Genomic DNA, 14,321 nt, shown 5'->3' with positions numbered 1-14,321 from the left:
GTCAGGATGTCATGCGGGGGGTGCCCGGGGCCTCCGGGTTTCGCGGCGGCAGGCCGTGTTCCAGGACGTCCACGGTCCGCTGGACGAGATCGGCGAAGTCGTCCCGGTGGTCGTTGTCGGCCCAGTAGAGGGAGGTCTCCATCAGCCCGCCGATCAGGGACATCGCGAAGACGCGGACCTCCAGGCTGTCCGGGTCCCGGCCGGTGCGCTCCCCGATGGCCCGGCTCAGCAGCCGTCCGGTGACGGACGCGCTCTCCATCATCCGGGACCGCACCGCCGGGACCTCGACCATCAGCCGCGTCCGCAGCCGACTGACCTGAGGGTTCTCGGAGTCGCCCAGACCGATGGCCTTGCCGAGCACATGACGCAGGGAGTCGAACCACGGCTCGTCCGCGGGGCGTTCCCGCAGTTCCTGTTCGAGGAGCGGGTCGTACTCGTCCGTGAGGACGATGTCCTCCTTGGTCGGGAAGTAACGGAACACCGTGGACGGGGAGACCTCGGCCGCCTCCGCGATCTGCTCGATCGTCGTGGCGTCGTACCCCTGCTGCTCGATCAGCCGGTACGTCGCCTCGCGGATCGCGATGCGGGTCTTGATCTTCTTCCGCTCGCGGAGCCCCGGCTGGGGCTCCGCGGCGGAAGGGGAGGTCTGTGCGGTGGCGGCCATGCTTCTTATTGTCCGGCATCCGCCGGGGCCGGGGCCATGCCGGCATCCTCCCGCTCCGCCTCGGCGCTCTGCCGCGGGCCCGGCAGCAGCGCCGCCGCCAGCAGCGCGGTGACCAGCGCCGCGATCCCGCTGACCAGCAGGACCAGGTCCATCCCGTGGATGTACGCGGCGTTCGCGGAGGCCTCGAGGGCCCGGTCGCCGAGCCGGCCGGCGACGACATGGGCGCCGACCACCGAGTCGTCGGCGGCCTTCGCGGCGGCGCGCGGCAGCGCGGAGGTGTCGAGGCGGTCGGCGTAGGTGCTCGCCAGCAGGGAGCCGAGCAGGGCGATGCCGATCGCGCCGCCCACCTGGCGGACCGTCATCAGCAGTCCGGAGCCGCTGCCCGCCCGGTCGCGGGGGAGTTCGCCGAGGGCGGCGGACATCGCGGGCACCACGGCGAAGCCGAAACCGAGCCCGGCCAGGGACAGCCACAGGGCGGTGGCGCCGTACCCGTCGTCGACGGTCGTGCGGCTGCCGAGGAACGAGGCGAAGGCGAGGACGACGAGACCGGCGCTGATCACGGCGCGGGCCCCGAAGCGGGTGACCAGCGGCTGCGCGCCGCGGGAGGCGATCAGCAGCCCGCCCATCATCGGCAGCAGACGCACCCCGGTGGCGAGGGCGTCGTGGCCGAGGACCGCCTGGAGGTACTGCGGCAGCACGAACATCAGGCCGGACAGCACGAACATGACGAGGGTCGCGGCGAGGGTGTTGAGCAGGAAGCCGCGCCGGCCGAGCAGGGAGAGGTCCAGCATCGGGCGCGGGTTGCGGCGTTCGCGGACGACGAGCAGGGCGATCAGGGCGACGGAGGCGGCGAAGCAGCACAGGACGAGCGGGTCGCCCCAGCCGCGGGACGGGGCTTCGATGATCGCGTAGACCAGGACGCTGAGGCCGGCCGCGGTGAGCGCGGTGGAGACCGCGTCCACCCGGGGCGAGGCGGGGTCGCGGGTCTCGGGGAGCAGGAAGACGCAGGCCGTGATGCCGATGGCGGCCATCGGCACGTTGACCAGGAACACCGAGCCCCACCAGAAGTGGTTCAGCAGCCAGCCGCCGATGATCGGGCCGAGCGGCAGACCGAGCGCCGAGGCGGCGGAGACGGCCCCGACCGCCTTGGTGCGCTCGTCGGGCCCGAACAGCGAGGGCAGCACGGCCAGCGCGAGCGGCATCACCAGCGCGCCGCCGAAGCCCATCAGGGCACGGGCGGCGATCACCCAGGTGACGTCGTCCACGAGGGCGCCGGCCAGGGAGCCGGCGAGGAAGACCGCGAGGCCGGTGATGAGCATCCGGCGCCGTCCGAAGCGGTCGCCGAGCAGGCCCGCCGGGAGCATCAGCGAGGCGAAGACGACGACGTACGCGTCCGCCATCCACTGCTGCTCACCGGTGGACGCGCCGAGGTCCCGGGCCATCGTCGGCAGTGCCACGTTGAGGATCGTCATGTCGAAGCCGAGCACGAGCATGCTCGCGACCAGGGCCCCGAGGGCCCACCAGCGGCGGGGGTCGCGCCGTACGGCGCCATCATGCGTGAGAGTCACCATTAAATGAGAGTAACTCTCAAAAGCTATCTACCGTCAATCGAAAGTGACTTTCGGCCAGTGGGGAGAGCGGGACGGCCGGAAAACGCGCAGTGGCCGCGGCTGGGGAGCCGCGGCCACTGGGAAGGGCGGGTTGGGTGGGGGGTGGGGGTCAGCCGTGCTGGTAGGCCACCAGGGAGATGCCGACGTAGTGCACGATGAACGCCGCGAGGGTCAGCGAGTGGAAGACCTCGTGGAAGCCGAACCAGCGCGGTGACGGGTTCGGCCTCTTGATCCCGTAGATCACGCCGCCCGCGCTGTAGAGCAGCCCGCCGACGATCACCAGGACGAGGACGGCGATGCCGCCCGTGCGCATGAAGTCGGGCAGGAAGAAGACGGCGGCCCAGCCCATCGCGATGTAGCAGGGCGTGTAGAGCCAGCGGGGGGCGCCGACCCAGAACACCCGGAAGACGATGCCCGCCGCGGCGGCGGCCCAGACGCTCCACAGGAGCCACTGCCCCTTGGCCCCCGGCAGCAGCAGCATGGTCAGCGGCGTGTACGTGCCCGCGATGATCAGGAAGATGTTCGCGTGGTCGAGTCTGCGCAGGACGCCGTCCATCCGCGGACTCCAGTTGCCGCGGTGGTAGAGGGCGCTCACCCCGAACAGGAGGCAGGCCGTCAGGGCGAAGATCCCGCAGGCGATGCGGCCGCGGGTCGAATCGGCCAGCGCGGTGAGGACCAGTCCGGAGACGAGGGCGGCCGGGAACATGCCGAGGTGCAGCCAGCCGCGGAGTTTGGGCTTGATCTCTTCCGACAAGGGGTGCGCGACAGACGTCTGGCCGGCTGCCGGCGAGTCCGTGGGCGCGTCGGGGGCGGACGCAGTCATGGGCCGAATCGTACCTACGGAACCGTAAGTTACGCGTCAGTACCGCGTAAGCGAACCACAAGAGTGGCCATGATCTCACGGAGTCGGAGGACGCCGCCGGGGTACGCGCGGTGAACCCGGAGTGAGCGGGCGGAAACCTTCCGCGAAGTGGCGATGCTCACTCCGCTCAGCTGTGAGGCTCTCTGGACATATGCGCGGTTCGGTCCGATCATCAAATGAGTGCGGTCGGCACCGGATGAGCGCCAGAGGTCCCATCACCGAGAAGCATCCGGGTCGCAGCCCCCACGGGGCACAACAACAAACCCCTCATTTAGGAGCAATCGTGGCGCGCGACATCGCGGCTCCCGTCCCGACCAACCACAAGGAACTGATCTCGTGGGTCAACGAGATCGCCGAACTGACCGAACCAGACAGCGTGGTCTGGTGCGACGGATCCGAGGCCGAGTACGAGCGACTGAGCGAGGAGCTCGTCCGCAAGGGCACCTTCAAGAAGCTCGACCCGATCAAGCGCCCCAACTCCTACTACGCCGCTTCCGACCCGACCGATGTCGCGCGGGTCGAGGACCGGACGTACATCTGCTCCGAGAAGGAGGAGGACGCGGGCCCGACCAACCACTGGAAGGCCCCCGCCGAGATGCGGGAGATCTTCTCCGGTGAGCAGGGCGTCTTCCGCGGCTCCATGCGCGGCCGCACGATGTACGTCGTCCCGTTCTGCATGGGCCCGCTCGGCTCGGACCTCTCCGCGATCGGCGTCGAGATCACCGACTCCGCCTACGTCGCCGTCTCCATGCGCACCATGACCCGCATGGGACAGCCCGTCCTCGACGAACTCGGTACCGACGGCTTCTTCGTGCGTGCCGTGCACACGCTCGGAGCGCCGCTGGCCGAGGGCGAGGCGGACGTGCCGTGGCCGTGCAACTCCACGAAGTACATCTCGCACTTCCCCGAGACCCGTGAGATCTGGTCGTACGGCTCCGGCTACGGCGGCAACGCGCTCCTCGGCAAGAAGTGCTACGCCCTGCGCATAGCCTCCGTCATGGCGCGCGACGAGGGCTGGCTCGCCGAGCACATGCTGATCCTCAAGCTGACGCCGCCGCAGGGCGAGTCGAAGTACGTCGCCGCCGCCTTCCCGAGCGCCTGCGGCAAGACCAACCTCGCCATGCTGGAGCCCACGATCTCCGGCTGGACCGTCGAGACCATCGGTGACGACATCGCCTGGATGCGGTTCGGCGAGGACGGCCGCCTCTACGCGATCAACCCCGAGGCCGGCTTCTTCGGCGTCGCGCCCGGCACCGGTGAGCACACCAACGCCAACGCCATGAAGACCCTGTGGGGCAACTCCGTCTTCACCAACGTCGCGCTCACCGACGACAACGACATCTGGTGGGAGGGCATGACGGAGGAGACTCCGGCCCACCTGACCGACTGGAAGGGCAACGACTGGACTCCCGAGTCCGCCGCGCCCGCCGCGCACCCCAACGCCCGCTTCACCGTGCCCGCCTCGCAGTGCCCGATCATCGCGCCCGAGTGGGAGGACCCGAAGGGCGTGCCGATCTCGGCGATCCTCTTCGGCGGCCGCCGCGCCACCGCCGTCCCGCTGGTGACGGAGTCCTTCGACTGGAACCACGGCGTCTTCCTGGGTGCGAACGTCGCCTCCGAGAAGACCGCCGCCGCCGAGGGCAAGGTCGGCGAGCTGCGCCGCGACCCCTTCGCCATGCTGCCGTTCTGCGGCTACAACATGGGCGACTACATGGGTCACTGGGTCGACGTCGCCAAGGGCAAGGACCAGGCGAAGCTCCCGAAGATCTACTACGTGAACTGGTTCCGCAAGAACGACGCGGGCAAGTTCGTGTGGCCCGGCTTCGGCGAGAACAGCCGTGTCCTGAAGTGGATCGTCGACCGCCTCGACGGCAGGGCCGAGGGCGTCGAGACCCCGATCGGCGTCCTGCCGACCCGGGAGTCCCTCGACACCGACGGTCTCGAACTGGCCGAGTCCGACCTCGACTTCCTGCTCACGGTCGACAAGGAGGTCTGGCGCGAGGAGGCCGCCCTGGTCCCCGAGCACCTCAACACCTTCGGCGAGCACACGCCGAAGGAGCTGTGGGACGAGTACCGCGCACTGGTGCAGCGCCTGGGCTGAGGCCCTCAACCACTCCGCGGCCGACCCGAGTTGCCCTGACCTGCGACCGTTGCGCCGGTCGGCCGCGGTGACAGCACCCGCCGGGGTTTCGCACACATGTGTGCGAAACCCCGGCTTTTTCGTGCCCAACGCCCCTGCCCGTGCCGGAACGGCTGAAAAAGCGAGGATTTCGAGGGACACTCCTGACATCTCGCAGTCGACCCCGAAATGAGGTGGGCGGGGTGCGTACGCCTGTCAGTGATCCCATGAGGATCGGGCCGTACCGCATCGTGGGCCGGCTCGGCTCCGGTGGCATGGGATGGGTGTACCTCGGCCGCTCGCCCTCCGGGCGCGAGGTCGCGGTCAAAGTGGTGCGGCCCGAACTGGCCGCGGAGAGCGAGTTCCGGGAGCGTTTCGCACGCGAGGTCGCTGCGGCCCGCGTGGTCAGCGGCGCCTACACCGCGGCCGTGGTCGACGCCGACACCGAGGCCGAACTGCCGTGGCTGGCCACCCTGTACGTGCCCGGTCCCTCGCTCGCCGAGGCCGTCCGCACCGACGGACCGCTGCCCGAGTCGCAGGTACGGCGGCTCGGCGCCGGCCTGGTCGAGGCGCTCCAGGCCATCCACGCCGCGCGCGTGGTGCACCGGGACCTCAAACCGGCCAACGTGCTCCTCGCCGCGGACGGACCGCGCGTCATCGACTTCGGGATCTCCCGCGTGGACGGCGCCCCGGGCCTGACCCAGGTCGGCGTCGTCGTCGGCACCCCGCCCTTCATGTCGCCCGAGCAGATCAGGGGCGCCAAGGTGGGCCCGGAGAGCGACGTGTTCTCCCTCGGCGGGGTCCTGGTGTACGCGCTCACCGGACGGCCGCCGCACGGCAGCGGCGAGGCCGTCCGCTACCGCGTCGCCTTCGAGGAACCCGAACTCGACGGCATCGCGGGGCCGATGCGGGACCTGGTCGCGCGCTGTCTGGCCAAGCGCCCCGAGGACCGGCCCCGGCTGGACCGGCTGCTGGCCGGGCTGCTGGAGCAGGAACCCCGGCAGGCCGACTGGCCGCCGCCCACGGTCGCCCACAGCATCAAGGCGCGCACCCGGGATCTGGTCAAGCGCCGCAAGCAGAGCACCAGTGTGTCCGTCCCCTCCTGTCTGCTGTCGCACGCCCGGGCGCTGCTCGACGCCGGACTGACCGATGCGATGGTCGTCGAGGCGGTGGGGCGTGGCGGTGCCTGACTCCTTTCCCGGACGCGGCCGCGAGATCCTCGAAATCGGAACGCACTGGCGTCAGTTGGTGCAGAACTGGGTGACCGGACGGAATTTCCACACGGTGACCGACACCGTGTCCGTCTCCATGCGGTTCGACCTCGAGGAAACGGGCCGGATGGTCACCGTCCGATTCATGACGACCAAGCGGCTGCTGGTCGCCTTCGCGACCGACGGGCATTTCCTGCGCAAGGACCAACTGGCCCTCGCCGCGGCCGCGTCGAACGCGTGGAACACCGAACAGCTCCGTCCCATGCTGTCCGTGTGGGACGTACGAGGGCCGCGCCCGTGCCTCGCGGGAGTGTGCGACCTTCCCCTGACCTGTCGTATGACGCAAACGGATTTCGATGCTTTGGCCAGTGATTGGGTGGAGCGGGCGAGACAGATGTTCACACGATGCCATCAGGTGTTCGAGTTGTAGAAGTGAAGTCCGCCGCATTCCCCAAACCCTTACGGACGGCCGCCGTTTTCCGCCACTATGGGTGAGTGCCTTTCAGGGCCACGGGGGTGTTTTTTCTTAGGGCCACGGGGGGTCTTTTTCATGCGGCGGCTTTCCTTCCTCATGCTTTCCGGGCTCCTGGCCGCGTTCGCCCCCGCGGTGCCCGCCGCGGCCCGCGAGCCGTGCGGGCCGGCCTTCGCACAACACCTCGGCTGCTGGGCCGGCGTGGTCGACGAGGGAACGGTCCGCGTCACTCTCGACCAGAAGCTGCCGTTCGACGGCAGGGCCGACAACCGCAAGAAGTTCGAACAGAAGCTGACGCTCCGGAGCTACAGACTCCTGGTCGAGGTGCCGCCGAACGCCCACACCGGCCCGGGAGGATCGGCGCTCCTCGTGCTGGCGGACGGCAAGGGCAGGCTCGTCGCGGACAACGCCCACATCGATCCGCTGACGCCCGAGGCCGTGAAGGAGCTGACCGGCCTCGGGGCGTGCAAGGACCTGTGCGTCCGGCTCGGCAAGGGCTCGCTGACCGGACGCCAACTGATCGAAGCGAGCCTGGCCGAGGACCTCTCCCGGCACACGTACACCATCACCGGTTCGGGGAGCGGCTCCTCCGCGACCTCGACCCCCACCGATGAGACCGCCGCCGGCAACCAGAACCAGAACCAGGAGAACGGGAACACCGGCGGCAACGGCCGGGACCCCGCGGACCCCGCCGGCCAGGGCGGCGACTCCGGCTGGGACACCGCCACCCAGGTGCTCACCTTCCTGTGCGCCGTGCTCGTCCTCCTGCTCGGCCTGCTGCTCTTCCTGATCCGCCGGTCCGCCCGGTCCGTCGCCGTCGGGAGCCTCTCCCGGCGCTCGCTCGCCGCCCCGGGCGTCGGCGCCGTGCCGGAGGCCACCACGCCCCGCCCCCGCACGCGTCCCCGTACCCACCTGTCCGACGAACCCGCCGCCCGTCCCCGTCCCCCCGTGTCCGACGAGCCCGCCGCCCGCCCGCGCACCCACGTGCCCGACGAGGCCACCACCCGCCTGCGGACCGCACCGGCACCCCGCGGCCACGGACGGCGGGTCGGCGCCGTCCCGGGCCCCGCCCGGCCCGCCGTCGTCCGCACCGAACTGCACCCGCAGGGGTACGTCGAGGTCGACGACGTGCTGTACCGCGCGGTGTGGGCCGAGCCGGGCCGCGTGCCGCCCGCGCCCGGCGGACTCGTCGACGTCACCGAGGCGGGGGAGCGGGACTCCGACGTCCTCTACGCGTTCCCGCCGACACCCGGACGGCACGCCAAAGCCGCCCGGCCCTGAGACCAGGAGAGATCCCCATGCACAGCGACTACCCGCCCACCCTGCCAGCGGAGTACGCCGACATCGAGTTCGAGAACAACGCGCAGCGGCTGCCGCTCGTCCTCTGCCTCGACATCTCCAGCTCCATGGCGGGTCAGCCCATCCAGACGCTCAACAACGCGCTCGCGGAGTGGACCCGGGAACTGCACGACGACGTCAGCCTCAGCTACAGCGTCGAGGTCGCCGTGGTCACCTTCGGCGGCCAGGGCGTCGCCGCCTGGCGCGGACCCCAGCTCCTGGCCCCGGGCACCCCGGTGAGCCCGTTCGTACCGGCGCACATGTTCCGCCCGCCGCAGCTCGCCGCCGCCGGGGTCACCCTGATGACCGAGGCCCTCGAACTGTCCATGAGCATCATCGCCGCCCGCAAGGCCGAGCTGCGCGCCTCCGGACTCCAGTACTACCGGCCGCAGATCTGTCTCGTCACCGACGGGCTGCCCACCGACGCCACCGGCCATCTCACCGACTCCTGGCACCGGCTGATCCCGGTGCTCGCCGACGAACAGCAGGCCCGCCGCTTCCGGCTGTACGCGATCGGCGTCGGCGGCATCACGGACCGCGGCGAGCAGGTGCTCCGGTCGTTCGCGCCGAAGTTCAACGCCCGGCTGCAGGGATTCCCGTTCCGCGAGCTGCTCCAGATGATGTCCGCGAGCGCCAACGCCGAGCAGAAGGGCGCGGGTGACGAGGTCTTCGAGAAGATCTTCAGCCAGTTCAAGACACAGCGCCCGGCCTGGGAATCGTGACCGATGACCCGATGGGATGCCTGAGTGATGACCGCAGTCGACGAGCGCCGGACGCCGTGGCGGATCCACGGCCTGAGCGTCGAGGGATACCGGCACCGCCGCCAGGGGCAGCCCTGCCAGGACGCCTGCGCGCACACGGCGACGGAGTCCGTGGCGGTCCTCGCCGTCGCGGACGGCGCGGGCAGCCGGCCGCGCTCCGAGGAAGGGGCCCGGCTCGCGGTGGACCTGGCCACCGAGCACTTCGCGCGCCGGGCCGCCGGCGCGGCGGACCACCGTCCGGGCCCGCACGTACGGGAACTGCTGAGGGACGCCTTCCACGACGTCTGCAAGCTGTTCCTGGACCGCACGGGCCCCGAGGCGGCGGACTTCGCGACCACGCTCACCGTGGTCGTGCTCGCGCGGGGCTGGCTCGGCCATCTGTCCGTGGGGGACGGTTTCGTCGTCCTGCGGGCCGGCACGGAGGACGGTGAACGGCAGTTCCATCTGCTGCCGCAGCCGGCCGCGGCCAGCGAGTACAGCAACGAGACGGTCTTCCTCACCTCGCCGGACGCGGCCCGCTGGGTCCACACCGACTGTGTGTCCGACCAGGGGGTCGACGGGGTGCTGCTCTCCACCGACGGACTGGCGCAGGCCGCGCTCAACCGGTCCGCGGGCGGCGCGCTGTCCCCGAACACGTCGTTCGCCGAGGCCGTGTTCCGCTCCCTGGACGTGCCCGGTCCGGTGACCGCGAGCGCCCACGAAGGCCTCGGGACCCTGCTCAGGTCGGACCGGCTCACCGCCCTCAACGCCGACGACAAGACCCTGCTGCGGGCCGTCCTCAAGGCGCGGCCATGAGCGGGCGCACGGTGTTCCTGGACGGCAAGCCGGTGACCCTCACCGAGCTGCCCCTGAAAGGCGGCGGCCAGGCGGCCGTCTTCCCGGTCGTCGGCGACGACGGCATCGTCGTCAAGCTGTACCGCGAGACGCCGGGGCCCAAGGAGGAGCAGCGGCTGAAGCGGATGCTGACGATGTCCCCGCTCGTGACCCGTCCCACCGACGCCTCCCAGCCGCCCGAGCTGGCCTGGCCGACCGCGCTGGCCCGCGGCCCGAAGGGCGAGTTCCTCGGCTACGCCATGCGCCGCTTCGGCGAGCCCCAGCACGTCCAGCTCATCGGCCTGTTCACCCGGGCCCAGCGACTCAAGCTGTTCGCCGACCGGGCCGACTGGCGCTTCCTGCTCGGCGTCGCCTGGAACCTCGCGTTCATGACCGCCCGCATGCACTACGACAATCTCGTCATCGGCGACTTCTCCAGCAGCAACGTCGTCGTCGACGCCAACGGCTTCGTCACCTTCCTCGACTGCGACTCCATCGCCTTCAACGACCCGGTGACCGGGGAACTGTTCCCCTGTCTGATGCACACCACCGACTACTCGTCGCCCGAGCGCCAGGCCGGCGGACCCGCCACCCGCGCCACCGACGAGTTCGCCCTCGCGGTCCTCGTCTACCAGCTGCTGACCGCCGGGAACCATCCCTTCGGCGGCGTCCCGCACGACAGCGCCTCCGAGTCGACCGTCAAGGACAACATCGCGGCCAGCATCTCCTACGTCGTGCGCCCCGAGCGGGTCATCATGCCGCGCGGCACCATCGATCCCTCCGTGCTCCCGCCCGAGCTCCTCGCGCTGGCCCGCACCGCGTTCGGCCCCGGTGTGCACGACCCCGCCACGCGGCCCCCCGCGGAGGCGTGGCTGCGCGCCCTGGACAAGGAGCGCGCGCTGGTCCGGGTCTGCCCCACCCGCCCGCTGCACGCGTTCGGTTCCCATCTGAGCGCGTGTCCGTGGTGCACCCGGGCGGCGCTCACCGGGCACGACGTGTTCAACGTCCCGGTGGCCGCCCCGGGGCCCGGCGTGCCGCAGCCGCCCGTCCCGACGCCGGGCGAGCCGTGGCCCACGGGGCTGAAGGTGGCGCTGCTGATCCTGGCGGTCATGATCCTGGTGGTGATCGTGGCGAACGCCTGAGCCGCCGGCCGCGGTGTCACTGTGAGCGGCCGCGGTCCTCCAGGTAGCGGGTGTGGGACTCCTGGCGCCGTGCCTCCGTCTCCCGCAGGGCCGCCGCGAGCCGGTCCGCCTCCTCCTGGAGCACCGCGAGCTGGCGCTCCAGGTGGCGCTCGGGCGGTTCGGCGCCGGGGGCCAGCCGGGTCCACCAGCGGGTGCGGACGAAGGTGTCGACCGCTTCCGGGACGTCCTGCCGTACGGCACGCGACAGGGCGTGCACGCCCTCGGGGTCCTGGGCGAGGACCTCGGCGACCCAGCCCGGATCGAGCAGGGCGGTGAGGACCTCGGTCAGCTCGGTGAGCCGGCCGGCCGCCGCCGGGGGCAGCTCGACGCCGTCCAGGTACTCCCGCAGCTTGCCGAAGTCGACGCGCAGTTCGGCCAGTTGGGCGGAGGGGTCCGGGAAGTCGGGTGGGGCCGGGCGTTCCGGCGGGGCGATCAGCGCGCCCGCGCCGTACAGACCCGCGACGACGGCCGGCCAGTACGGGCCCGCGAGTCCCGTGAAGGTCAGCGCGAGTCCGGCGATCCCGCACGCGCTGCCGGTGAGGTTCTTGCGCGACTCGAGATAGCCGAGGAACTTACTGGTAGCCACGGATCTCCTCGAAGGCGCCGTCCAGCGAGCCCTTCCGGGCGTCGAAGAGACGGCCGCCGGTCAGGTCGGCGATGTGCTGGAGTTCGCCGCGGTCGGAGTCGCCGAACAGGATGGGGAAGACGGGGATCTGCCGCTGTCCGCCGGGCAGCCGGCGGTAGAAGCCGTCGAAGTCGGCGGGGCTCGCGCCCTTGGTGTTCTCGCCGTCCGTCATCAGCACGATCGAGGTGAACGTGTCGTCTCCGGCGCCCAGATGCTCGTAGGCCTTCTCCAGCGAGGTGTAGATGGCGGTGTCGCCGTCGGCGCTCATCGCGCGGGTGTCCCGGCGGATGGCGTCGAGTCCGGCCCTCGGGTTCCCGGGGCGGACCACGTGGGTGCGGACGCTCTTGACCTGTGAGCCGAACGGCATCAGCGTCACCTCCTCGCGGTCGCGGAAGTCGCCGGTCAGGTCGCCGAGGGACTTCTTGAGCCGGGCGAGCCGGTCGCCCTCCATCGAGCCCGAGGTGTCGAGGACGTACACCGTCCTGGAGGGCCGGCGCAGCTTGTTCTCGTAGGAGTCGAGGAGGCGGTCGGCGACGGACCGGCTTCCCGGGAAGGGGAGTTCGCGCCGGCGTCCGGTGTCGAGTCCGGCCGCCGGGGCGACGGAGGCGACGACCGGGCGCCGGTGCGTCCGCTCGGTGATCAGCTTCTGGGCGGCGGGCGCGCGCAGCGCCTCGGCGAGGCGCCGGACGTCGTCACGGGTGTCCGTGGAGGACGCGGCGAGGGAGGAGAGCGGATAGTCGGCCGTCACGACGCCGTCGCGCGGGCGGATGACGGTCAGTGACTTCATGCCCTTGAGGACGGACTCGTAGTTGAGCAGGGCGTCGACGGTGCCGCGGCGTTCGTAGGCGGTGGCCAGCCAGCCCGACGAACCCGACGTCAGCTTCTGCCCCTTGAAGAACTCCCGCAGGCGCGGGGTCGCCTTGTCCACGTCGGCGTCCGTGAGCGCCGACTGGGCGCCCGACAGCGCGGAGGCCACCGAGATCAGCGTGGAGAAACCGGAGTTGGAGCGGGCCGGATCGGTCATGCCGTACGTGAGCTTTCCGTCCGCGACGGCCTGTTCCACCTGCTTCCAGGTGACGTCGTCCGGTCTCCAGCCGAGGGCCCGCACCGTGGCGGGCTTGACGCCGATGGCCACCGGGCTCGACATGACCGGCGTCTCGGAGACGACCTTCTTCGCGGCCTCGGGGCGCAGGTGCAGATAGGCGTTGGAAGACAGCCACAGGGCGTCGTACCGGTCGTCCGCCGTGCCGCGCGCGATCAGGTCCACGGCGGCGAGGGTGCCCATGTAGGTGGGCCTGACCTTGATGCCGGTCTCCCGCTCGATCCGGTCGAGCACCGGCTTCATGTCGCCGAGTTCGCTGGAGGCGAGGATGCGCAGGGTGCCGGGACGCGGCTTCCCGTCGTCCCCGGAGTCCGTCTTCCCCTGGGCCGTGCAGGCCGTCATGGCGAGCAGGGCGACGGCGGCGGCCGCCCGTCGGATCGTTCTCATCCGTGCCCGCCCTCCAGTGCGCCCTGCGTGCGGCTGCGCTCCAGATAGGCTCCGGCGTTCTGGAGTTCGGAGGTCAGGGACTCCACGGTCGCGGCCATCGTCTCGGTCGCCCGGACCTTGTACGTGTCGATGGCGTCGAGGGTGCGGTAGATCTCCTGGAAGGCGGTGCGCAGGGTCTCGGCGCCGACGGCCGGGTCCGCGGCGATCCGCTGGATCTCCCCGCTCTGGGTGGACAGCATCTCGGCGTTGCCGCGGATGAGGTCCTCCGTCGTGCCGCGCAGGGCGTTGACCTGCTCGACGACCTTGCGCTGGTTGTCGAGCGCGGAGGCGAGCATGACGGAGATGCGCAGAGCGGAGACCGTCGTGGTGGCCGCGCGGTCGACGCCCTTGATCAGTTCGTCGTTGTTGCGCCGGACCACGTCCATCGCCAGATAGCCCTGGGCGCACACCGCGAGCTGGGTGAGCAGGTCCTGGTGCTTCTGCCGGACCGGGAAGAGCACGTCGGAGCGGAGCGTGTCGGCCTGCGCGGGGTCGGCGGCGTCGACGCCCGCGATGTGCGCCTCGACCGCGGTGTCCAGGGCCTGGGTGAGCACGACGTACTCCTGGAGCTTGCCCATCGTCTCCCAGAGCCGGACGCGTTCGGTCTGCAGTGCCGCGTTGTCCCGGCGCAGTTCGTCCTGGCCGCCGCGCAGCGAGCCGACGATCTTGTTCAACGTGCCTTGTGCGGAGGCGTACTTGGCGACGTGGTCGCGCAATTTGTTGCCGCCCGGCAGCCGGGACAGGAACTTCCTGCCCTTGCTCGCGGACGACTCGCGCGGGTCCAGGTCCTCGACCACGCGCCGGAGTTCGACGAGCGAGCCGGCGACGTGCGACTGCGCGTCCTCGCCCGTGGCGGGCAGGCTGCGGATCGTGCGCTCCAGCATGCGGTTGGACTGGGCGGCGGCGCCGCGCATCTCGCTCGCCCCCAGGCCCGCGATCTCCCCGACCTTCCCGGCGAATTCGGGGGAGCGGGCGTCCAGGACGGCGAGTCCCTCGACGTACTCCGCGGCCCGGCGCGCCATGTCGTCCTGTACCCCCGGGTCGACGGGGACGAGCCCGCCCGCCTTCTCGCGGGGCACGGGGGCCACGGCCTCGGGCGGTGTGAGGGTGAACGTGTCTTCGGTGCTGCTCATGTGC

The 14,321-nt window shown here is 71.1% G+C and carries 13 protein-coding genes; 7 read left to right on the top strand and 6 right to left on the bottom strand.

Annotation, left to right across the window (positions count from 1 at the left end; all coding sequences use genetic code 11):
- Position 1: 1 nt before the first annotated feature.
- From ACH4S8_RS17955 to ACH4S8_RS17945, 3 genes are all read right to left on the bottom strand, one after another.
- A complete protein-coding gene (locus tag ACH4S8_RS17955; protein WP_398394902.1) occupies positions 2 to 664 on the bottom strand; it encodes a TetR/AcrR family transcriptional regulator in 663 nt (220 codons plus the stop codon).
- Positions 665 to 669: 5 nt separating this feature from the next.
- Positions 670 to 2,235 carry an MFS transporter gene (locus ACH4S8_RS17950; protein ID WP_398394900.1) on the bottom strand — a complete coding sequence of 522 codons (1,566 nt, stop codon included), beginning with the start codon at positions 2,233 to 2,235 and terminating at the stop codon, positions 670 to 672.
- Positions 2,236 to 2,383: 148 nt separating this feature from the next.
- A complete protein-coding gene (locus ACH4S8_RS17945; protein WP_398394898.1) occupies positions 2,384 to 3,097 on the bottom strand; it encodes a hemolysin III family protein in 714 nt (237 codons plus the stop codon).
- Positions 3,098 to 3,419: 322 nt separating this feature from the next.
- Between ACH4S8_RS17945 and ACH4S8_RS17940 the strand changes: the two genes are divergently transcribed.
- The 7 genes from ACH4S8_RS17940 to ACH4S8_RS17910 all read left to right on the top strand — a co-directional run bounded on the left by ACH4S8_RS17940 (position 3,420) and on the right by ACH4S8_RS17910 (position 10,992).
- Positions 3,420 to 5,237: a phosphoenolpyruvate carboxykinase (GTP) gene (locus ACH4S8_RS17940; protein WP_398394896.1), complete on the top strand. Its 1,818-nt coding sequence runs from the start codon at positions 3,420 to 3,422 to the stop codon at positions 5,235 to 5,237.
- 245 nt (positions 5,238 to 5,482) lie between these two features.
- Positions 5,483 to 6,445, top strand: a complete 963-nt coding sequence (locus ACH4S8_RS17935) for a serine/threonine-protein kinase (RefSeq protein ID WP_398394894.1) — start codon at positions 5,483 to 5,485, stop codon at positions 6,443 to 6,445.
- Complete coding sequence (locus ACH4S8_RS17930; RefSeq protein WP_398394892.1) at positions 6,432 to 6,896, top strand: hypothetical protein; 465 nt, start codon at positions 6,432 to 6,434, stop codon at positions 6,894 to 6,896. The genes ACH4S8_RS17935 and ACH4S8_RS17930 overlap by 14 nt, the downstream gene beginning before the upstream one ends.
- Positions 6,897 to 7,037: 141 nt before the next feature.
- Positions 7,038 to 8,219 carry a hypothetical protein gene (locus ACH4S8_RS17925; protein WP_398394889.1) on the top strand — a complete coding sequence of 394 codons (1,182 nt, stop codon included), beginning with the start codon at positions 7,038 to 7,040 and terminating at the stop codon, positions 8,217 to 8,219.
- 17 nt (positions 8,220 to 8,236) lie between these two features.
- On the top strand, positions 8,237 to 8,998 hold the full coding sequence (locus ACH4S8_RS17920) for a hypothetical protein (protein WP_398394887.1): 762 nt from the start codon (positions 8,237 to 8,239) through the stop codon (positions 8,996 to 8,998).
- A 27-nt stretch (positions 8,999 to 9,025) separates the two neighbouring features.
- Positions 9,026 to 9,832, top strand: coding sequence for a PP2C family serine/threonine-protein phosphatase (locus ACH4S8_RS17915; RefSeq protein ID WP_398394885.1), 807 nt, complete (start codon positions 9,026 to 9,028; stop codon positions 9,830 to 9,832).
- Positions 9,829 to 10,992: a hypothetical protein gene (locus ACH4S8_RS17910; protein WP_398394883.1), complete on the top strand. Its 1,164-nt coding sequence runs from the start codon at positions 9,829 to 9,831 to the stop codon at positions 10,990 to 10,992. Before ACH4S8_RS17915 ends, ACH4S8_RS17910 begins: the two co-directional genes overlap by 4 nt.
- A gap of 16 nt (positions 10,993 to 11,008) precedes the next feature.
- On the opposite strand, the gene ACH4S8_RS17905 is transcribed toward ACH4S8_RS17910, so the two are convergent.
- From ACH4S8_RS17905 to ACH4S8_RS17895, 3 genes are read right to left on the bottom strand one after another with little or no spacing between them, the layout of a single operon-like run.
- On the bottom strand, positions 11,009 to 11,617 hold the full coding sequence (locus ACH4S8_RS17905; protein ID WP_398394881.1) for a hypothetical protein: 609 nt from the start codon (positions 11,615 to 11,617) through the stop codon (positions 11,009 to 11,011).
- Positions 11,604 to 13,145 (bottom strand): substrate-binding domain-containing protein, encoded by a 1,542-nt coding sequence (locus tag ACH4S8_RS17900; protein ID WP_398394879.1) that lies wholly within the window; start codon positions 13,143 to 13,145, stop codon positions 11,604 to 11,606. The genes ACH4S8_RS17905 and ACH4S8_RS17900 overlap by 14 nt, the downstream gene beginning before the upstream one ends.
- Positions 13,142 to 14,317, bottom strand: coding sequence for a toxic anion resistance protein (locus tag ACH4S8_RS17895; RefSeq protein WP_398394877.1), 1,176 nt, complete (start codon positions 14,315 to 14,317; stop codon positions 13,142 to 13,144). Before ACH4S8_RS17895 ends, ACH4S8_RS17900 begins: the two co-directional genes overlap by 4 nt.
- Positions 14,318 to 14,321 lie beyond the last annotated feature (4 nt).

This window comes from Streptomyces sp. NPDC021080, assembly GCF_044333225.1.
GTDB lineage: Bacteria > Actinomycetota > Actinomycetes > Streptomycetales > Streptomycetaceae > Streptomyces.
Note: the sequence above shows the minus strand (reverse complement) of the source record. Positions and strands in the feature narration are given on the sequence as shown.